Source organism: Curtobacterium sp. ER1/6, assembly GCF_001742745.1.
Lineage (GTDB): Bacteria > Actinomycetota > Actinomycetes > Actinomycetales > Microbacteriaceae > Curtobacterium > Curtobacterium citri.
Genome location: NZ_MJAK01000015.1, coordinates 1 through 18,727, shown reverse-complemented (window position 1 = coordinate 18,727; position 18,727 = coordinate 1). Strand labels below are relative to the sequence as shown.

Sequence of the window (18,727 nt, the reverse complement as noted above, 5' to 3'; positions counted from 1 at the left end):
CGCATGACCAGCTCGGAGACCACACACGGCGCACGGTTCCCGTGGCGCGGACGGCTCCTCCGCAAGGGGGAGGGCCCGGCCTCGACGGCGAACGTCGCGAACGTCATCACCGTGGTGCGCATCCTCATGGCGCCCCTCTTCTTCGTGATGCTGCTCGCCGACGGCGGCCAGGACACGTCGCTGCGCGTGTGGGCCGCGGTCGTGTTCGTCGTCGCGATCGTCACGGACAGCGCGGACGGCATCATCGCCCGCCGCCAGAACCTGGTCACCGACTTCGGCAAGCTCGTGGACCCGATCGCCGACAAGGTGCTCATCGGGGGAGCCCTCGTCGCCCTCTCGATCCTCGGCGAGCTGCCCTGGATCGTCACGGTCCTCATCATGGTCCGCGAGATCGGCATCACCGTCTTCCGGTTCGCGGTGCTGTCCGACCGGGTCATCCCGGCGAGCCGCGGCGGCAAGATCAAGACCGTGCTGCAGGCCGCGGCGATCACCCTCGCGCTGTTCCCGTGGTGGAACGTGGTCGGTGACCTGGCGCACTGGGTCAACGGCATCCTCATGACGGCGGCGCTGCTGGCGACCGTGCTCAGCGGTGCCGACTACCTGTGGCAGGCGTGGAAGCACAACCGCACGGGCGCATGACCGCCACGGGCTCCGGCACGGACGGCGACCTGGCAGCGGTGGCGCGGACGCTGGTCGCGCGACTGACCGCGCGGGGCGAGACCGTCGGCGTGGCCGAGTCGCTGACCGGTGGACTCGTCGTCGCGATGCTCGTCGGCGTGCCGGGGGCGAGCGCCGTCGTGAACGGCGGCGTCGTCGCGTACGCCACGCCGGTCAAGACTTCGCTCCTCGGGGTCTCCGCCGAGCTGCTCGCGGCGAACGGGGCGGTCGACCCGGAGGTGGCGCGCCAGATGGCCGCGGGCGCCCGCACCGCCGTCGCGGTCGACGGTCGACCGGCGACGTGGGGGATCAGCACCACGGGTGTCGCGGGGCCGGATCCGCAGGACGGCAAGCCCGTCGGCACGGTCTTCATCGGCATCGCGTCCGCCGAGCGCGCCGAGGCCGTCGAACTGCACCTCGACGGGGACCGCGGGGCAATCCGCGAGGCCACCGTCTCCGAACTCCTGGCACGGATGTCGGCGAAGGTCGGCCGCGGGGAATAGGCCCTGTTGCCACTGGGTTACATCCCACGCAATCTCCAGCAGGACAGCAGTTGCCGTGGTTAGCATGCTGCGAACGGCAACGCTACTGTTGCTGAACCCGACCAAGGTCACCGGGACCGGGGCGGGCGCGGAGACGACAGAGAGGAGGAGTCCACATGGTTCTCGTTCGTCAGGAGATCGGCGACGTGCTGCGGGACTTCCGCTTGCAGAAGGGCCGGACCCTCCGTCAGGTCGCGTCCAAGGCCAGCGTTGCTCTCGGGTACCTCAGCGAGGTGGAGCGTGGTCAGAAGGAGGCCAGCTCCGAGATCCTCGCATCGGTGGCCGACGCACTCGACACCCCGATCTCGACCATCATGCGTGAGGTCGGAGACCGTCTCGCGGTCGTCGAGGGACTCACCCCGGTCCCCGACACGCTGCCCGACGACCTCGTCGCCGAGTTCGACAACGACCTCGCGGTGCGCTGACGCACCGCTGCAACCGAACGCCCTCGCCGGTCCGCCGGCGGGGGCGTTCGTCGTTACGCTGGTCCGATGCGCGTGAGTGAGTTCTGGCGAGCCGTCGACCAGGTGTTCGGGGAGGCCTACGGCGCCGTGGTGTCGCGCGACGTCGTGCTCGAGGACCTCGGTGGTCGCTCGGCCGCGGACGCGCTCGACGCCGGCATCGACGCCCGACGGGTGTGGGAGGCGCTCTGCGACTCGCAGGACGTCCCCCTCGACAAGCGGCACGGCAAGGGGCTCGCGGAGCCGCGCGACTGAACTCGGCGCCCCCTGGGATGTCCGAACGTCTGTTCGGCGTGTTGCTCGAACGCGTGTTCGATCGGTGCTAGGTTCCTGCACAACGGCGCTGTCCTGACCTCGGTCCACAGGTCGCGCGGTCACGGGCAGTGATGTCGGTGGCCCGCCCTAGGTTCGGAGTCATCGGGAACAGCCCGACGCCTTGTCGCTCGACCACCGGCCCTGCAGCACCGGCCGGCCGAGCGCGACAGCCTACAGGCAGCCGACACCGAGCACGAAGGAGCACCCCATGCCCTCACCGGCAGACCGCGAGAAGGCCCTCGAGACCGCTCTCGCCCAGATCGACAGGCAGTTCGGCAAGGGCACGGTCATGCGCCTCGGCTCCGACGAGCGCGCCCCCGTCGCCACCATCCCGACCGGTTCGGTCGCCCTCGACGTCGCGCTCGGCATCGGCGGGCTGCCTCGCGGCCGCATCATCGAGATCTACGGCCCGGAGTCCTCGGGTAAGACGACCCTGACCCTGCACGCCATCGCCAACGCGCAGCGCGCCGGTGGCATCGCGGCCTTCATCGACGCCGAGCACGCGCTCGACCCGGAGTACGCCAAGAAGCTCGGTGTCGACATCGACGCCCTGCTCGTCTCGCAGCCGGACACCGGTGAGCAGGCGCTCGAGATCGCCGACATGCTCGTCCGGTCGGGGTCGATCGACCTGATCGTCGTCGACTCGGTGGCCGCGCTCGTGCCCCGTGCCGAGATCGAGGGCGAGATGGGTGACTCCCACGTGGGTCTGCAGGCGCGCCTGATGTCGCAGGCGCTCCGCAAGCTCGCGGGTGGGCTGAACCAGACGCAGACCACGATGATCTTCATCAACCAGCTGCGCGAGAAGATCGGTGTGTTCTTCGGCAGCCCGGAGACCACTGCCGGCGGCAAGGCGCTGAAGTTCTACGCCTCCGTCCGTCTCGACATCCGGCGCATCGAGACGCTGAAGAGCGGCACCGACGCGGTCGGCAATCGCACGCGCGTCAAGGTCGTCAAGAACAAGATGGCGCCGCCCTTCAAGCAGGCGGAGTTCGACATCCTCTACGGCACGGGCATCTCGCGAGAGGGCTCGCTGCTCGACTTCGGTGTCGACCACGGCATCGTGAAGAAGTCGGGCGCCTGGTACACGTACGACGGCGACCAGCTCGGCCAGGGCAAGGAGAACTCGCGCTCCTTCCTCATCCAGAACCCGGACACCGCTGCCGAGATCGAGGGCAAGATCCTCGCGAAGCTCGGCGTCGGTGGCGCGAAGGCCGACGCCGGTGACGCGTCGGTCGAGTCGATCGCGCCGAAGCTCGCGGAGCGCAAGGGCGCGTGACGGACGCACCCGACCACGGCGAGGGCCTGGCACCGGTCACCGATCTGTTCGGTGCACGGTCCCGCCGTGGTCGCTCGGCGCCGGAGACGGAGACGGACACGGACCCGGGTGGATCGCAGGACGCGGGGGCGACCTCCCCACAGGACGACGATCCGGCGACCGACGACACGGCCACCGGACTCCGCCCCGTGCCCGTGCCCGGCATCGACGACCCCGCCGACGCCCCGGAGGTCGTGCCACTGCGCGGGCAGCACGCCCAGGCGGAGTGGCTGTCGCCCGTCGTCGGCGACGGCTCGGGACGGAGCGCGCGCGCCGAACAGCGCGGGTACGACTCCGACACGGCGGACGCCACGGGCGCCTCGGTCTTCGCCATCGGCAGCGGCGACGAGATCGACCCGGCCGACGCGCCGCGGCCGGTCGACGAGCAGCGCGCCGACGCCGAGCGGGTGAGCATGCGCGCACTCGGGCGCAAGGGCGTGAGCGAGTCCGAGATGCGGAAGCTCCTCGGCGGACAGGACCTCGACGCCGACGTCGTGGAGCACGAGGTCGCCCGGCTCGTCCGCGTCGGCCTGCTCGACGACGTCGCGCTCGCGACCGACCTGGTCGACCGGCTCCACGAACGCAAGGGGCTCGGGCGGCAGGGCGTGGTCGCGGAACTCCGTCGCCGGGGTATCGACCAGGCGGCCATCGACGCCGCCCTGGACGCCGCGGAGGACGACGCCGACGACGAGTTCGTGCGGGCGATCGAGCTCGCGCAGAAGCGTGCCGGGCAGCTCCGCGGGCTCGACCGTGCGACCGCCGAGCGCCGGCTCAGCGGGTTCCTCATGCGCAAGGGCTACGGGTCGGGCGTCGTGCGGGTGGCCGTGCAGCGTGCCCTCGACGGACCGTCCCGCCGGCCGCCGTCCGGTGGCGGCAGCGTCCGCTTCGAGTAGCGCCGTCGGGGGCTGCGGCCGACCTACACTGGACGATCATGGCCACCGTCGCAGCCCGCCCCCGCACCTACGAGGTCCGCACCCACGGGTGCCAGATGAACGTGCACGACTCCGAGCGTCTGAGCGGGTCGCTCCAGGCGGCGGGGTACGTGGCAGCGGACGGCGGCCAGGCGGACGTCGTCGTGATCAACACGTGCGCGGTGCGCGAGAACGCGGACAACCGCCTCTACGGCAACCTCGGGCAGCTCGCCGGCATCAAGCGCGAGCACCCCGGCATGCAGATCGCGGTCGGCGGGTGCCTGGCGCAGAAGGACAAGAACGTCATCCTCGAGAAGGCGCCGTGGGTGGACGTGGTGTTCGGGACGCACAACATGGGGTCGCTGCCGACGCTCCTCGAGCGGGCGCGGCACAACGACGAGGCGCAGATCGAGATCCTCGAGGCCCTCGACGTCTTCCCGTCGACGCTGCCGACGAAGCGCGACTCGACGCACAGCGGGTGGGTGTCCATCTCGGTCGGGTGCAACAACACCTGCACGTTCTGCATCGTGCCGTCGCTCCGGGGCAAGGAGAAGGACCGCCGTCCGGGCGACGTGCTCGCCGAGATCCAGGCGCTCGTCGACGACGGTGCCGTCGAGGTGACGCTGCTCGGGCAGAACGTGAACTCGTACGGGGTCGAGTTCGGCGACCGGCAGGCCTTCGGCAAGCTGCTCCGCGCCGCCGGCCAGATCGAGGGGCTCGAGCGCGTCCGCTTCACGAGCCCGCACCCGGCCGCCTTCACCGACGACGTGATCGACGCGATGGCGGAGACGCCGAACGTCATGCCGCAGCTGCACATGCCGCTGCAGTCCGGCTCCGACCGGATCCTCAAGGCCATGCGACGCAGCTACCGCAGCGAGCGGTTCCTCGGCATCCTCGACCGGGTGCGCGCCCGGATCCCGCACGCCGCCATCTCGACGGACATCATCGTCGGCTTCCCCGGTGAGACGGAGGAGGACTTCGCGGACACGCTCCGCGTGGTCGAGCAGTCGCGGTTCGCGTCGGCCTTCACCTTCCAGTACTCCATCCGCCCGGGCACCCCCGCGGCGACGATGCCCGACCAGCTGCCGAAGGAGGTCGTGCAGGAGCGCTACGACCGGCTCATCGCGCTGCAGGACCGGATCACCGGCGAGGAGCACGCGAAGCAGGTCGGTCGGACCGTGGAGGTCCTCGTCGCGACCGGCGAGGGCAAGAAGGACGACACGACGCACCGGATGTCCGGGCGCGCCGAGGACTCTCGACTCGTGCACTTCGCCGTCCCGCAGGGGTCCGATGTGCCCCGTCCCGGCGACGTCGTCACCGTCGAGGTCACGCGAGCGGCCCCGCACTTCCTCATCGCCGACAACGAGGGGCCGCTTCGCATCCGCCGCACCCGCGCGGGCGATGCGTGGGACCGGGCCGAGGCCGAGAGCTGCGGCGTGCCCACCCCCGCCGCGGCGGGTGCGGGTCCGCGGCCGGTGTCGCTCGGTCTGCCGAGCCTCCGTGTCGGGCGATGAGGCCGCAGCGGCGGCTGCGACCCCGGACGACCTGCCGGACCTGATCGCCGTCGTCGGTGCGACCGGCACGGGCAAGTCCGAGGTCGCCCTGACGATCGCGGAACACCTCCGGGACGCCGGTCGCCCCGCCGAGATCGTCAACGCCGACGCGATGCAGCTGTACCGCGGCATGGACATCGGCACCGCGAAGCTGTCGGAGGACGAACGCCGCGGCATCGTGCACCACCAGCTCGACGTGCTCGACGTCACCGACGAGGCGAGCGTCGCCGCGTACCAGCGCGACGCCCGGGCGGACGTGGAACGGATCACCGCGGGCGGCGGCACGGCGGTGCTCGTCGGGGGCAGCGGCCTGTACGTCTCCGCCGTCCTCTTCGATCTCGCGTTCCCGGGGACCGACCCGGAGCTCCGCGCCGAACTCGAGCGCGAGCACGCCGAGCACGGACCGAACGCGCTCCTCGCACGGCTCCGCGCCCTCGACCCGGCCGCCGCTGCCGAGGTCGACGTGCGCAACCCGCGTCGTCTCGTCCGCGCCGTCGAGATCGCGAGCCGGTCCGAGGTCGTGACCCCGCGCCTCCCGTCCGCGCCGCGTCCCTGGCGAGCCGCCCGGGTGGTGCACCTGCACCGTGAGCGGAGCGAGCTCGTCGCGTCGCTCCACGAGCGCGCGGCACGCATGTTCCGGGACGGGCTCGTCGACGAGGTGGACGCCCTGCGGGCCGACGGGCTCGAACAGGGGCGCACCGCACGGGCCGCGATCGGGTACTCGCAGGCGCTCGACGTCCTGCACGGCCGGGCGACGTCGGAGGAGGCAGTCGCCGCGACCGCCGTCGCCACCCGGAAGTACGCCCGCCGGCAGGTCTCCTGGTTCAAGCGGTACGACGCCGGGGTGCTCGACGTCAGCGGGACCGACGTCGCCGGGCTGCGGGCCGCGGCCCGTAGGATCGTGCCGTGACCGAGCTGCACTTCACGAAGGGCCAGGGGACGGGCAACGACTTCGTCCTGTTCGCCGACCCCGACGCCACGGTCGACCTGACCCCGGAGCGCATCCGCGCCATCGCCGACCGGCGCTTCGGCGTCGGCGCCGACGGGGTCATCCGCGCGGTGCGCTCCGACGCGATCCCGGAGGGGCGCCCGCTCGTCGCCGTCGAGCCCGCCGCGACCTGGTTCATGGACTACCACAACGCCGACGGCTCGGTCGCCGAGATGTGCGGCAACGGCATCCGCGTCTTCGCCCGGTACCTCACCGAGTCCGGGCTCGTCGACCTCGCACCGGGGGAGACCCTCACGGTCGGCAGCCGCAAGGGGCTCGTCGACGTGCAGCGCACGACGAACGGCTTCTCGGCCGACCTCGGCCGGTGGGACCTCGGGATCGAGGGCGGCGGCGCGGACGACGTCATGGTCCGGGCGAAGGAGCTCGACGGTGCGCGCCCCGGGATCGGCATCGACGTCGGCAACCCGCACGTGGTCGTCGCCGTCGCGACCGAGGACGAGCTCGCCGAGGTCGACCTGACCTACGTGCCCGTGCTCGACCCGGCTCCGGCCGCCGGCGCGAACGTCGAGTTCGTGCTGCCCGGCGACCCGCTCGTCAAGGACGGGGTCGGCGAGATCACCATGCGCGTGCACGAGCGCGGGAGCGGCGAGACGCTGTCCTGCGGGACGGGCGCGGTCGCGGCCGCGCTGGCGACGCGGTACTGGGCGGGGTCGTCGGCGCCGGACACCTGGCGTGTGCGGGTGCCGGGCGGGGTGGTCACCGTGCGCATGTTCGCGGCGGAGGACGGCGAGCACGTGGCGCTCGCCGGGCCGGCGGAGCTGGTGTTCTCGGGCGACCTGACGGTCTGAGACGGCGCCGGGGCCCGTCCACGGCGCTGCTGCCGCGTCGGTGCACCCCGGTGGCGGTGCACCCCGGCCTCGGGTGCTACTCCGCCGTGCGGTGGACCCGGATGACGCGGAAGCCCTTGTCCGTCGTCGCCCGTGCGACCTGGAAGCCGTCGTCGAGCGTCTCCCGCAGCCACCGCTGCAGGGAGTCCCCGCCGAGGTCCTTCGACACGACGAGCCAGGCGTCCCCGCCGACCTCGAGCCGGGGGAGCCAGGTCAGCAGGATCGCGTGCAGCTCGTCCTTGCCCACGCGGATGGGCGGGTTCGACCAGATCGTCCGGAACCGCAGGTCCGCCGGGACCTCGTCGGGCAGGGCGACGGTCACGTTCGTCGTGCCGGCGGCGGCGGCGTTCGCCCGCGCCAGACCGAGCACCCGCTGGTTGACGTCGACACCCCACACGGCGGCACCGGGTGACTCCAGCGCCATCGTGATCGCGATCGGTCCCCAGCCGCAGCCGACGTCGAGCAGCGCGCCCTCGGCCGCTGGCGGCGGCACCGAGCCGAGCAGGACCCGCGTCCCGCGGTCGAGGCCGTCCGGGCTGAAGACTCCGGCGGCGGTCGACAGCGTGAGCGGTCGACCCGCGAGCGTGACGTGCACCTGGCGCTCCCGCACCTCCGACGAGGGATCGGCGGAGAAGTAGTGGTCGTTCGCCATGGAAGAACCGTACCGGTGCACCCGTGTGTCCCGGGCGTGGCGGCGGTACCCTGTGGAGAAGATGACGGAAACCACCATGAACGACGGACGATCCGACGACAGCGCCGAAGGTGTCGTGGAACGCGTCCTCCGCAATGCCGAGACCCGGGCGACGTCGGCGATCTTCGCTCCGGCCCAGGCCATCCAGACACGATCGGTCGACGAGCACGGCTGGTCCGGCGACGGCGACCAGTACGAGCGGGAGGACCGCGCGGCCCTGCGCCGCGTCACTGGCCTCTCCACCGAGCTCGAGGACGTCACCGAGGTCGAGTACCGGCAGCTCCGGCTCGAGCGGGTCGTCCTCATCGGCGTGTACCCCCAGGGCGACGCGCAGGACGCCGAGAACTCCCTGCGCGAGCTGGCCGCTCTCGCCGAGACCGCGGGGGCCGTGGTTCTCGACGGGCTGCTGCAGCGCCGACCGAACCCCGACCCCGCCACGTACCTCGGCAAGGGCAAGGCCGAGGAGCTCGCGATGGTCGTCAAGGCCACCGGGGCCGACACGGTCGTGGCCGACACCGAGCTCGCCCCCTCGCAGCGCCGCGCGCTGGAGGACGTGGTGAAGGTCAAGGTGATCGACCGCACCGCGGTGATCCTCGACATCTTCAGCCAGCACGCCACCACCCGCGAGGGCAAGGCGCAGGTCGAACTCGCGCAGCTCCAGTACCTCCTCCCGCGTCTGCGCGGTTGGGGTGAGTCGATGTCCCGCCAGGCCGGTGGTCAGGTCTCGGGCGGTGCGGGCATGGGTTCGCGTGGTCCTGGTGAGACGAAGATCGAGCTCGACCGCCGCCGCATCAACACGCGCATGTCGAAGCTCCGTCGGCAGATCGCCGGCTTCCGTCCGGCGCGCGAGGCCAAGCGCGCGGACCGGCACCGCAACGAGGTGCCGAGCGTCGCGATCGCCGGCTACACGAACGCCGGCAAGTCGTCGCTGCTGAACCGCCTGACGAGCGCGGGCGTGCTCGTGCAGAACCAGCTCTTCGCCACCCTCGACGCCACCGTGCGCCGCACGGAGAGCAGCGCCGGCCGCGAGTTCACGTTCGTCGACACCGTCGGCTTCGTGCGGAACCTCCCGCACCAGCTGGTCGAGGCGTTCCGGTCCACCCTCGAGGAGGTCGGCGAGGCCGACGTCATCGTGCACGTGGTGGACGGGTCGCACCCGGACCCCGCCGCGCAGCTCGCGACGGTCCGCGACGTGATGGGCGACGTCGGTGCCCGGGACATCCCCGAGGTCGTCGCGTTCAACAAGGCAGACTTGATCGACGAGGCGCAGCGCCTCGTGCTGGTCGGTCTCGTGCCGGACGCGGTGTTCGTGTCCGCCCGCACGGGCGAGGGTGTGCCCGAGCTGCTCGCCGCGATCGAAGCACGGCTGCCCGAACCGGACGTCGAGCTCACCGTCGTGGTGCCGTACGACCGCGGTGACCTCGTGTCCTCGCTGCACGACGCGGGCGCGGTCGAGTCCACCGACTACGTCGAGGACGGCACGCGACTGCGGGTGCGGGTCTTCCAGCGGCAGGTCGCGGAGCTCGACCCGTTCGTGGTCGCGCCGGTCGCGACGGCCTAGTCCCGCAGGCGGTCGCGCCGCACCTCCGGCCGGGAGGCACGGGTCGGCTCCGGCGCGCCGGTCCGGCCGCCATCGGTGGCGGCCACACCGTCTCCGAACCACGGAACCGACGTCGAACCAGTCCGAGTGGCTGGTTCGACGTCGGTTCCGTGGTTCGACGCGGGTACGGCGCCGAGCGGGCGACGCCGGCGTCAGATCGAGCGCAGGACCGCCACGACCTTGCCGAGCACGGTGGCCGCGTCGCCGAGGATCGGCTCGAACGCGGTGTTCCGAGGGAGCAGCCACGTGTGGCCGTCCCGCTGGCGGAAGACCTTCACGGTCGCTTCCTCGTCGAGCATCGCGGCGACGATGTCCCCGTTGTCCGCCGTCTGCTGCGAGCGGACGACCACCCAGTCCCCGTCGCAGATCGCGGCGTCGATCATCGACTCGCCCACGACCTTGAGCATGAAGAGGTCGCCCGTGCCGACGAGCTGACGGGGGAGCGGCACGATCTCGTCGACGTGCTGCTCGGCCGTGATCGGGACACCGGCCGCGATCCGCCCGACCAGCGGTACGAGGGTGGTCGCGTCGACGTCGGGGGTGTCGACGTCCGGGGTGGGCTCGTCGACGAGGACCTCGAGCGCACGGGGCCGGTTCGGGTCACGGCGGATCCACCCGCCCAGCTCGAGCTGCCCGAGCTGGTGCGAGACGCTCGACAGCGACGACAGTCCGGCGGCGTCGCCGATCTCGCGCATGCTCGGCGGGTAGCCCCGGCTGGCGATCGACGCGCGGATCGCGTCGAGGATCGCCTGCTGCTTCGCCGTCAACGGCTTCTGGACCCGCAGTTCGTCCGCCACGTCGTGTCGCCCTTCGTCGGTGCCGGGCGGTCGGGCGGGAATGTCGGTGGTCCCCGCTTGACTCGTCCCAGTCGATCGAAACAGTATCCGACCGGCGTAGGCCGGACAAACACCTGTTCGAGCGTGTCGGCAAGAAATCCCGCACCGATTCCTTCCTGGGACTTGTGTGGGGTCGCATTCGAAACTATGTTCGGTACACGACTTCGGTTCCTCCGAACGGGAAGGCAAGAACGACATGAGCACCATCGCCATCGCTGACCAGCGCACCGCGACGCCCGCCGTCCGTACGCGCCTGCGCATCACGCGCCGCGGCCGCATCGTCCTGACGACGCTCGTCGCGCTCCCGGTCTTCGTGATCGTCGCCCTGTCCGTGCTCAACGGCGGTCAGGCCTCGGCCGGAGACTCCTCCCGCGCCGGCGAGCCCGTGCACTTCGACACCGTGACCATCCAGCCGGGCGAGACGCTCTGGCAGCTCGCCGAGGAGACCGCGCCCCAGGCCGACCCGCGCGACTTCGTGCAGGACGTCGTGAGCCTCAACGCGCTGGACGGGTCCTCGCTGCAGGCCGGCGAGCAGATCGCCATCCCCGCGAAGTACACGACGGGCGACTGACCGCAGCCCCCAGCCCGGCGGACCCTGGCCCACCGACCGGCCGAGCGCGGCCCGCGGTGCGCGCGAGCACGGCCCACCGTCCGGACGGCCGGTCGCCGCACACGGGGCCCGGCCTACGATGGATCGGTGGCAACCACGCTCGAAGACCTCCCGATCCGCGACGACCTCCGTGGGCAGAGCCCCTACGGCGCTCCGCAGAAGCACGTGCGCGTGCAGCTCAACGTCAACGAGAACACGCATCCCGTGCCCGAGGACGTCGCCGAGGACATCGTGGCCTCGATCCGGCAGGCCCTGGCCACCGTCAACCGGTACCCGGACCGCGAGTTCACCGAGCTGCGTCGGTCGCTGACCGCGTACCTGAACGGCGGCCTCGCGGCGGACCAGCAGCTGACCCCGGAGCAGCTCTGGGCGGCGAACGGGTCCAACGAGGTCCTCCAGCAGCTCCTCCAGGCCTTCGGCGGCCCGGGCCGCTCGGTGCTCGGCTTCCCGCCCACCTACTCGATGCACTCGATCCTCGCCGCCGGCACCGGCACGCGGTGGATCCCGGCGCAGCGCGACGACGAGTTCCGCATCCCCCCGGAGACGGTGGTCGCGGCCATCGCCGAGCACCGTCCGGACATCGTGTTCCTCTGCGGCCCGAACAACCCCACGGGCACCCCGCTCGACATCGAGACGATCCGCGCCGCCTACGACGCGACGGACGGCATCGTCATGGTCGACGAGGCCTACGCGGAGTTCATGCCCGACGATGCCCCGAGCGCGATCACCCTGCTGCCCGGACGACCGCGCCTGGTCGTGTCCCGCACGATGAGCAAGGCGTTCGCGTTCGCCGGCGCCCGCGTCGGCTACCTGGCTGCCGACCCGGCGGTGGTCGATGCCCTCCGACTCGTCCGCCTGCCGTACCACCTGTCCGCCCTCACCCAGGCCGCCGCGATCGCCGCGCTCCGGCACGCCCCGGCGATGCTCGCGATGGTCGACGACATCAAGCGCCAGCGCGACCGGATGGTCACCGAGCTCGGGGCGATGGGCTACCGCACCTACGAGACGTGGTCGAACTTCGTGCTCTTCGGTGGCGTCGCCGACCCGAACGCCGCGTTCGAGGCGCTCCTCGAGCAGGACGTCATCGTGCGCGACCTCGGCATCCCGAACCACCTCCGGGTGAGCGCGGGGACGGAGGAGGAGACCACCGCGTTCCTCGAGGCCATGCGCCGCGTGTCCGCCGCGCAGCCGCCGGTTAGGGTTGACGCATGACCGCCCGCACCGCCTCGATCAGCCGGAGCACGAGCGAGTCGAGCATCGAGCTGTCGCTCGATCTGGACGGCACCGGTTCGTCCGACGTCTCGACGAGCGTGCCGTTCTTCGACCACATGCTGACCGCCTTCAGCAAGCACTCGCTGATCGACCTGCGCGTGCGGTCGACCGGGGACACCGACATCGACGTGCACCACACCGTCGAGGACACCGGCATCGTGCTCGGGCAGGCCCTCAAGCAGGCACTCGGCGACCGGTCGGGCATCGGTCGCTACGGCGATGCGCTCGTCCCGCTCGACGAGGCCCTGGCGCAGGCCGTGGTCGACGTGTCCGGCCGTCCGTTCCTCGTGCACTCGGGCGAGCCCGACGGCTTCGAGTTCCACCGCATCGGCGGCCACTTCACCGGGTCGATGGTCCGGCACGTGTTCGAGGCGATCACGTTCAACGCCGGGATCACCGTGCACGTCCGCGTCCTCGGCGGTCGCGACCCGCACCACATCGCGGAGGCGGAGTTCAAGGCCTTCGCCCGTGCGATGCGCCGCGCGGTCGAACTCGACCCGCGCGTCGACGGGATCCCGTCCACGAAGGGTGCACTGTGAGCGCCAGGCCGAACGTCGTCGTCCTCGACTACGGGTCGGGGAACGTCCACTCGGCGGCGAAGGCGCTCGAGCGTGCCGGTGCCGACGTGACGCTCACCGCCGACAAGCAGGAGGCCCTGCGCGCGGACGGCCTGCTCGTGCCGGGCGTGGGCGCGTTCGCCGCGGTCGTCGACCAGCTCGAGGGGGTGCGCGGCGGCGAGATCGTCGACCACCGCCTGGCCGGCGGGCGACCGGTACTCGGCATCTGCGTCGGCATGCAGGTCATGTTCGCCCGCGGTGTGGAGCGCGGCGCGGACGTCGAGGGTCTCGGCCAGTGGCCGGGCACCGTCGAGGAGATCCGGGCCGAGGTGCTGCCGCACATGGGGTGGAACACCGTCGAGGCACCGGAGGACTCCGTGCTGTTCGACGGCCTGCACGACGAGCGCTTCTACTTCGTGCACTCCTACGGCGTCACCGACTTCCCGCTCGACGCCTACGGCCCCTTCCGCGCCCCGCGGCTGACGTGGGCCGAGCACGGGCAACGCTTCGTCGCGGCGGTCGAGAACGGCCCGCTCACCGCGACCCAGTTCCACCCCGAGAAGTCCGGCGAGCCGGGCATCCGGCTGCTCCGCAACTGGGTCGACTCGCTCTGACCCGGACCGGCACCGTGTCCGACGCGACGGCACCGCCGGAGCCGAGCCGTGCCTCCCGGCCGCTCCGACCACCCGCGTGACCGCACCAGCAACAGAACCGACAGGACCATGACCGACCTCACCGCCACCCCGCCCCTCGTCCTGCTGCCCGCCGTCGACGTCGTCGACGGTCAGGCGGTCCGCCTCACGCAGGGCGAGGCCGGCAGCGAGACCGCGTACGGCGACCCGGTCGCCGCGGCCCGCACCTGGCGCGACCAGGGTGCCGAGTGGATCCACCTCGTCGACCTCGACGCGGCGTTCGGCCGCGGCGACAACCGCCGGCTGATCGCGAAGGCGGTCCACGAGGTCGAGGGCGTCTCGGTCGAGCTGTCCGGCGGCATCCGCGACGACGCCTCGCTGGAGGCCGCGCTCGCGACCGGGGCCGCCCGCGTCAACCTCGGCACCGCCGCGCTCGAGAAGCCGGAGTGGGCGGCGCGCGTCATCGGCGAGTACGGCGAGCAGATCGCCGTCGGCCTCGACGTCCGCGGCACCACCCTGGCGAGCCGCGGGTGGACCGAGGACGCCGGGGACCTGTGGGAGGTGCTCGACCGGCTCGAGGCCGCCGGGTGCGCCCGGTACGTCGTCACCGACGTCACGAAGGACGGCACGCTGCAGGGGCCGAACGTCGAGCTCCTCCGCGAGGTCTGTGACCGCACCGACCAGCCCGTCGTCGCCTCGGGCGGGATCTCGACGCTCGACGACCTCCGTGCCCTGCGCGAGCTCGTGCCGCACGGCCTCGAGGGCGCGATCATCGGCAAAGCCCTGTACTCCGGCGCGTTCACCCTGCCGGCCGCCCTCGACATCGCGTCGGAGTAGCCGCGGTGGCGGGCATCTCGAACGGGCGCGGCACCGGACCCGAGGCGCCGGAGCCGGGCGCGACCGACGACGCCCACACCCCGGGCGGCGCCGCCGACTCGGCGGGGAACCCCTGGGCGGGACGGACCTTCGACGCCCACGACGACGCCTACGCGGACGACGACGGCCTGGCCGACCCGGCACTCGTCGCCGCGATCACGGCCCTGCAGCAGGGCGGGTCCCAGGCCGCGGTCATCGAGGCCCTGCGCGGGGTCCGACTGCTCATCCCGCTCGTCGCCGAGGCCGGTGACGTCGGGCACACCGCCGAGGGCAAGCTCGTCGACAAGACGCAGGAGCTGTCGATCGTCACGGTCGCCGGACCCGACGGCCGCAGCGTGATGCCCGCGTTCACCTCGGCGGAGGCGATGCGCTCCTGGGACGCGACCGCGCGACCGGTGCCGGCGGACGCACGCCGCGTGGCGATGGCCGCGGCGAGCGAGGAGACGCAGCTCGTCGTCCTCGACCCGACGGCACCGACCGAGTTCGTCCTGCGCCGGCCCGCGGTGTGGGCGATCGGGCAGGACCTGCCCTGGACGCCCTGCTTCGAGGACCCGGAGGTGGGGCAGGCGTTCGCCGACTCCGTCGCCGACGAACCGGCGGTCGCCCGCGTCGAGCTGTCGCCCGGCGACCCCCTCGGCCGTTTCGCGGGCGCCGAACTGACCGTCGGGTTGGCGCTGCACCCCGGACTCGACCAGGCGGACGTGCAGGCCCTGGTCGGCCGGCTGCAGCAGCGCTGGACGGCCGACCCCGTGATCGCCGACCGGGTGGACAGCATGCGGGTGGCGCTGCGGCGAGCGTGACGCCGGTCCGGGCACGGACGGGAGGCACGACTCGCGTCCGACGGTCCGGCTGTGGTCCGGTGGTCCGGCGGTCCGGTGACGCGGCGCCGCGGCGGTGCGGCCCGGGCCGGGCAGGGCACGCCGGTACGATGACCGGGTGAGGACGAACCCGACGAGCACCCCCGGCACCGGCGAGACCCCGGTCGGCCCCACCGGTCGGCCCGTGCGGCAGTTCCCCGTGCCCGAGGAACTCGACGGCCACGGTCCGGCTCGCATCATCGCGCTCTGCAACCAGAAGGGCGGCGTCGGCAAGACCACGACGTCGATCAACCTCGGCGCCGCGCTGGCCGAGTACGGCCGCAAGGTCCTCGCCGTCGACTTCGACCCGCAGGGCGCCCTGTCCGCCGGCCTCGGCGTCCGCACGCACGACATCCCCACGGTCTACGACCTGCTCATGGGCGCCGTGAAGGACCCGCGCGAGGTCATCCAGCCGACGAACGTGCCGATGCTCGACGTCATTCCCGCGAACATCGACCTGTCCGCTGCCGAAGTCCACCTCGTCAACGAGGTCGCTCGCGAGCAGATCCTCGCGAGCGTGCTCCGCAAGGTGTCGAACGACTACGACCTCATCCTCGTCGACTGCCAGCCGTCGCTCGGCCTGCTCACCGTCAACGCGCTCACCGCGGCGCACGGCGTCCTCATCCCGCTCGAGTGCGAGTTCTTCGCCCTGCGCGGCGTCGCGCTCCTCATCGAGACGATCGACAAGGTGCGCGACCGCCTGAACCCCGCCCTGCGGCTCGACGGCATCCTCGCGACCATGTACGACTCGCGGACCCTGCACTCCCGCGAGGTCATGGAGCGCGTCGTCGAGACCTTCGACGACCACGTGCTCGACACGGTCATCGGCCGGACCGTCAAGTTCCCGGACGCCACCGTCTCGGCACGTCCGATCACGCAGACGGCACCCGAGCACGCCGCGGCGCACGCCTACCGGGCGCTCGCCAGGGAGCTCGTCGAGCGTGGCGCCGTCGCCTGACGCGACCACGCCGTCCGGCTTCCGGGTCCGGCTGCGCAACTTCGACGGCCCGTTCGACCTGCTGCTGTCGCTGATCACGAAGCACGAGCTCGACATCACCGAGGTGTCGCTCGGCGCCGTCACCGGTGAGTTCATCCAGTACGTGCGCCAGGCGGAGTCCGCCGACGAGCTCGACGAGGCCAGCGAGTTCCTCGTCGTCGCCGCGACCCTGCTCGACCTGAAGATCGCCGGGCTCCTGCCGCAGGGTGAACTCGTCGACGCCGAGGACGTCGCCCTGCTCGAGGCCCGCGACCTGCTGTTCGCCCGGCTCCTGCAGTACCGGGCGTTCAAGCAGGCCGCCGAGTGGTTCGGGGAGCAGTGGCAGCAGGAATCCCGCCGCCACGTCCGCCGGGTGCGGCTCGAGGAGCGCTTCCGCGCGCGGACGCCCGAGCTCGTGTGGACCCTGTCCGTGCAGGACTTCGCGGCGATCGCGACGCTCGCGTTCGCCCCGCGGGAGATCCCGACCGTCGGACTCGAGCACCTGCACGCGCCGCTCGTGAGCATCCGCGAGCAGGCCGCGATCGTCGTGTCCATCCTCCGGACCCGTGCGGACGAGGACGTCTCGTTCCGCGAGCTGGTCGCCGGTGTCTCGGAGACGGGTATCGTGGTGGCTCGCTTCCTGGCGATCCTCGAGCTGTACCGGAACGCGTCGATCTCGTTCGAACAGCTCGAACCGCTGGGGGAGTTGACACTCCGGTGGACCGCCGAGGACTGGTCCGAGGAGAGCCTCGCGAACCTGGGAGCCGACTATGACGGATGACGCACGCGCCGCCGCCTCGAGCGCCGAACCCGGGGGAGCGGACGAGGTCGCCGACGCCCGCGCGATCGAGCAGGAGCTGCGCGACGCCGGCCACGCCCGCACGGAGCTCCCGGTCGACCGCCAGCTCGAGGCGATCCTCATGATCGCCGACGAACCCCAGTCGTTGGTGTCGCTCGGCGCCGCGGTCGGGGCGCCGGTCCCGGCCGTGCGCCAGGCGATCGAGCGGCTCGTCGCGGACTTCGACGGCGTGGCCGGCACCGTGCGCCGCGGCTTCGAGCTCCGCGAGGTCGGTGGCGGCTGGCGCTTCTACGTCCGCCGGGAGCTCGACGTCGTCGTCGAGCAGTTCGTCGAGGCGGAGCGCCCGGCACGGCTGTCGCAGGCGGCCCTCGAGACCCTGGCGGTCGTCGCCTACAAGCAACCGATCACCCGCTCGCAGATCGCGTCGATCCGCGCAGTGAACGTCGACGGGGTCGTCCGCACCCTCGTCGCGCGCGGTCTCATCGAGGAGTCGTTCACCGACGCCGAGACCGGCGCCATCAACTACGTCACGTCCGACCTGCTGCTCCAGCAGCTCGGCATCAACTCGCTCGACGAGCTGCCGCTCATCTCGCCCCTCCTCGAGGACGGCGTCGGCGGCTTCGAGCAGAACGAAGGGATCCCCGATGGCCGCGTATGAGGACGAACGACGAGGAGGCCCCCGACGGTCGGGACGCGACAGTGGGTCGGGTCGCGACGGCGGATCGGGTCGCGACGGCAGGTTCGGTCGCGACGGTGGCCGGACGGGAGGCACGCCCCGCGACCGCGACGGCGGCTCCGCCCGTGCGGGTGGCCGGTCGGGTGACGACCGTGGTGGGTACCGGGGGCGCGACGACCGGTCCGGTGGGACCGGCGGTGGGTACCGCGGGCGCGACGAGCGTCCGGGCGGCGACGACCGTGGTGGGTACCGTGGACGCGACGAGCGGTCCGGTGCAACCGGCGGCGGGTACCGGGGCGGCGACGACCGCGGTGGGTACCGGGGGCGCGACGAGCGGTCCGGTGGGACCGGTGGTGGGTACCGCGGGCGGGACGACCGTTCCGGCGGCGGGTACCGGGGCGGCGACGACCGCGGTGGGTACCGGGGACGCGACGAGCGGTCCGGTGGGACCGGTGGTGGGTACCGCGGGCGGGACGACCGTTCCGGCGGCGGGTACCGGGGCGGCGACGACCGCGGTGGGTACCGGGGACGCGACGAGCGGTCCGGTGGGACCGGTGGTGGGTACCGCGGCCGTGACGACCGTCCGGCCGGCGCCCGTGGCGGCGACGACCGGGGCGGGTACCGGGGTCGTGATGATCGCGGCACCGGCGGGTACCGGGGTGGCGACGACCGTGGTGGGTACCGCGGGCGGGACGACCGACCGGGTGGTGACCGCGGCCGCTTCGTGAGCCGCGACGACGACCGCCGCGGCGGGG

Annotated in this window: 22 protein-coding genes; 20 read left to right on the top strand and 2 right to left on the bottom strand. The window is 72.4% G+C overall.

Annotation, left to right across the window (positions count from 1 at the left end; translation table 11 throughout):
* Nucleotides 1–3 precede the first annotated feature (3 nt).
* From pgsA to dapF, 9 genes are all read left to right on the top strand, one after another.
* Nucleotides 4–639, top strand: a complete 636-nt coding sequence (gene pgsA / locus Cus16_RS15375) for a CDP-diacylglycerol--glycerol-3-phosphate 3-phosphatidyltransferase (protein WP_069713544.1) — start codon at nucleotides 4–6, stop codon at nucleotides 637–639.
* Nucleotides 636–1,160, top strand: a complete 525-nt coding sequence (locus tag Cus16_RS15370) for a CinA family protein (protein WP_069713543.1) — start codon at nucleotides 636–638, stop codon at nucleotides 1,158–1,160. Before pgsA ends, Cus16_RS15370 begins: the two co-directional genes overlap by 4 nt.
* 155 nt (nucleotides 1,161–1,315) lie before the next feature.
* Nucleotides 1,316–1,624: a helix-turn-helix domain-containing protein gene (locus tag Cus16_RS15365; protein WP_058742950.1), complete on the top strand. Its 309-nt coding sequence runs from the start codon at nucleotides 1,316–1,318 to the stop codon at nucleotides 1,622–1,624.
* A 66-nt stretch (nucleotides 1,625–1,690) separates the two neighbouring features.
* Nucleotides 1,691–1,915, top strand: coding sequence for a DUF3046 domain-containing protein (locus tag Cus16_RS15360; protein WP_069713542.1), 225 nt, complete (start codon nucleotides 1,691–1,693; stop codon nucleotides 1,913–1,915).
* 268 nt (nucleotides 1,916–2,183) lie between these two features.
* Nucleotides 2,184–3,251, top strand: coding sequence for a recombinase RecA (recA, locus tag Cus16_RS15355; protein ID WP_069713541.1), 1,068 nt, complete (start codon nucleotides 2,184–2,186; stop codon nucleotides 3,249–3,251).
* Nucleotides 3,248–4,183, top strand: a complete 936-nt coding sequence (locus Cus16_RS15350; RefSeq protein WP_069713540.1) for a regulatory protein RecX — start codon at nucleotides 3,248–3,250, stop codon at nucleotides 4,181–4,183. The genes recA and Cus16_RS15350 overlap by 4 nt, the downstream gene beginning before the upstream one ends.
* Nucleotides 4,184–4,221: 38 nt before the next feature.
* Nucleotides 4,222–5,715: a tRNA (N6-isopentenyl adenosine(37)-C2)-methylthiotransferase MiaB gene (miaB, locus tag Cus16_RS15345; RefSeq protein ID WP_069713539.1), complete on the top strand. Its 1,494-nt coding sequence runs from the start codon at nucleotides 4,222–4,224 to the stop codon at nucleotides 5,713–5,715.
* Nucleotides 5,702–6,664 carry a tRNA (adenosine(37)-N6)-dimethylallyltransferase MiaA gene (gene miaA / locus Cus16_RS15340; RefSeq protein ID WP_069713538.1) on the top strand — a complete coding sequence of 321 codons (963 nt, stop codon included), beginning with the start codon at nucleotides 5,702–5,704 and terminating at the stop codon, nucleotides 6,662–6,664. The genes miaB and miaA overlap by 14 nt, the downstream gene beginning before the upstream one ends.
* Complete coding sequence (gene dapF / locus Cus16_RS15335) at nucleotides 6,661–7,551, top strand: diaminopimelate epimerase (RefSeq protein WP_069713537.1); 891 nt, start codon at nucleotides 6,661–6,663, stop codon at nucleotides 7,549–7,551. The genes miaA and dapF overlap by 4 nt, the downstream gene beginning before the upstream one ends.
* Before the next feature lie 76 nt (nucleotides 7,552–7,627).
* Here the strand turns inward: dapF and Cus16_RS15330 are convergent, their stop codons facing one another.
* A complete protein-coding gene (locus Cus16_RS15330) occupies nucleotides 7,628–8,242 on the bottom strand; it encodes a class I SAM-dependent methyltransferase (RefSeq protein WP_069713536.1) in 615 nt (204 codons plus the stop codon).
* Between the two features lie 61 nt (nucleotides 8,243–8,303).
* Between Cus16_RS15330 and hflX the strand changes: the two genes are divergently transcribed.
* On the top strand, nucleotides 8,304–9,842 hold the full coding sequence (gene hflX, locus Cus16_RS15325; RefSeq protein WP_069713557.1) for a GTPase HflX: 1,539 nt from the start codon (nucleotides 8,304–8,306) through the stop codon (nucleotides 9,840–9,842).
* A 191-nt stretch (nucleotides 9,843–10,033) separates the two neighbouring features.
* On the opposite strand, the gene lexA is transcribed toward hflX, so the two are convergent.
* A complete protein-coding gene (gene lexA, locus Cus16_RS15320) occupies nucleotides 10,034–10,678 on the bottom strand; it encodes a transcriptional repressor LexA (protein ID WP_069713535.1) in 645 nt (214 codons plus the stop codon).
* A gap of 235 nt (nucleotides 10,679–10,913) precedes the next feature.
* Here lexA and Cus16_RS15315 point away from each other — a divergent pair, with 235 nt between their 5' ends.
* From Cus16_RS15315 to Cus16_RS15270, 10 genes are all read left to right on the top strand, one after another.
* Nucleotides 10,914–11,288, top strand: coding sequence for a LysM peptidoglycan-binding domain-containing protein (locus Cus16_RS15315; protein ID WP_069713534.1), 375 nt, complete (start codon nucleotides 10,914–10,916; stop codon nucleotides 11,286–11,288).
* 126 nt (nucleotides 11,289–11,414) lie between these two features.
* Nucleotides 11,415–12,539 (top strand): histidinol-phosphate transaminase, encoded by a 1,125-nt coding sequence (locus Cus16_RS15310; RefSeq protein ID WP_069713533.1) that lies wholly within the window; start codon nucleotides 11,415–11,417, stop codon nucleotides 12,537–12,539.
* Nucleotides 12,536–13,138 carry an imidazoleglycerol-phosphate dehydratase HisB gene (gene hisB, locus Cus16_RS15305; RefSeq protein ID WP_069713532.1) on the top strand — a complete coding sequence of 201 codons (603 nt, stop codon included), beginning with the start codon at nucleotides 12,536–12,538 and terminating at the stop codon, nucleotides 13,136–13,138. The genes Cus16_RS15310 and hisB overlap by 4 nt, the downstream gene beginning before the upstream one ends.
* Complete coding sequence (gene hisH / locus Cus16_RS15300) at nucleotides 13,135–13,770, top strand: imidazole glycerol phosphate synthase subunit HisH (RefSeq protein ID WP_069713531.1); 636 nt, start codon at nucleotides 13,135–13,137, stop codon at nucleotides 13,768–13,770. The genes hisB and hisH overlap by 4 nt, the downstream gene beginning before the upstream one ends.
* A 108-nt stretch (nucleotides 13,771–13,878) precedes the next feature.
* Nucleotides 13,879–14,625, top strand: a complete 747-nt coding sequence (gene priA, locus Cus16_RS15295) for a bifunctional 1-(5-phosphoribosyl)-5-((5-phosphoribosylamino)methylideneamino)imidazole-4-carboxamide isomerase/phosphoribosylanthranilate isomerase PriA (protein ID WP_069713530.1) — start codon at nucleotides 13,879–13,881, stop codon at nucleotides 14,623–14,625.
* 14 nt (nucleotides 14,626–14,639) lie between these two features.
* Entirely contained in the window at nucleotides 14,640–15,464 is an 825-nt protein-coding gene (locus Cus16_RS15290) for an SseB family protein (protein WP_069713556.1), read from the top strand.
* A 136-nt stretch (nucleotides 15,465–15,600) separates the two neighbouring features.
* Nucleotides 15,601–16,479: a ParA family protein gene (locus Cus16_RS15285; protein WP_069713529.1), complete on the top strand. Its 879-nt coding sequence runs from the start codon at nucleotides 15,601–15,603 to the stop codon at nucleotides 16,477–16,479.
* Entirely contained in the window at nucleotides 16,463–17,278 is an 816-nt protein-coding gene (locus Cus16_RS15280; RefSeq protein WP_069713528.1) for a segregation and condensation protein A, read from the top strand. Before Cus16_RS15285 ends, Cus16_RS15280 begins: the two co-directional genes overlap by 17 nt.
* Nucleotides 17,268–17,954, top strand: a complete 687-nt coding sequence (gene scpB, locus Cus16_RS15275) for an SMC-Scp complex subunit ScpB (RefSeq protein WP_083264044.1) — start codon at nucleotides 17,268–17,270, stop codon at nucleotides 17,952–17,954. Before Cus16_RS15280 ends, scpB begins: the two co-directional genes overlap by 11 nt.
* Nucleotides 17,955–18,049: 95 nt before the next feature.
* Complete coding sequence (locus Cus16_RS15270) at nucleotides 18,050–18,700, top strand: hypothetical protein (protein WP_189319617.1); 651 nt, start codon at nucleotides 18,050–18,052, stop codon at nucleotides 18,698–18,700.
* Nucleotides 18,701–18,727: the final 27 nt, after the last annotated feature.

Excerpts from the sequence above, each read along its gene's own strand:
- pgsA (WP_069713544.1), top strand. The coding sequence starts at position 4 with ATGACCAGCTCGGAGACCACACACGGCGCACGGTTCCCGTGGCGCGGA.
- Cus16_RS15370 (WP_069713543.1), top strand. The coding sequence starts at position 636 with ATGACCGCCACGGGCTCCGGCACGGACGGCGACCTGGCAGCGGTGGCG.
- Cus16_RS15365 (WP_058742950.1), top strand. The coding sequence starts at position 1,316 with ATGGTTCTCGTTCGTCAGGAGATCGGCGACGTGCTGCGGGACTTCCGC.
- Cus16_RS15360 (WP_069713542.1), top strand. The coding sequence starts at position 1,691 with ATGCGCGTGAGTGAGTTCTGGCGAGCCGTCGACCAGGTGTTCGGGGAG.
- recA (WP_069713541.1), top strand. The coding sequence starts at position 2,184 with ATGCCCTCACCGGCAGACCGCGAGAAGGCCCTCGAGACCGCTCTCGCC.
- miaB (WP_069713539.1), top strand. The coding sequence starts at position 4,222 with ATGGCCACCGTCGCAGCCCGCCCCCGCACCTACGAGGTCCGCACCCAC.
- Cus16_RS15330 (WP_069713536.1), bottom strand. The coding sequence starts at position 8,242 with ATGGCGAACGACCACTACTTCTCCGCCGATCCCTCGTCGGAGGTGCGG.
- hflX (WP_069713557.1), top strand. The coding sequence starts at position 8,304 with ATGACGGAAACCACCATGAACGACGGACGATCCGACGACAGCGCCGAA.
- Cus16_RS15315 (WP_069713534.1), top strand. The coding sequence starts at position 10,914 with ATGAGCACCATCGCCATCGCTGACCAGCGCACCGCGACGCCCGCCGTC.
- hisB (WP_069713532.1), top strand. The coding sequence starts at position 12,536 with ATGACCGCCCGCACCGCCTCGATCAGCCGGAGCACGAGCGAGTCGAGC.
- priA (WP_069713530.1), top strand. The coding sequence starts at position 13,879 with ATGACCGACCTCACCGCCACCCCGCCCCTCGTCCTGCTGCCCGCCGTC.
- scpB (WP_083264044.1), top strand. The coding sequence starts at position 17,268 with ATGACGGATGACGCACGCGCCGCCGCCTCGAGCGCCGAACCCGGGGGA.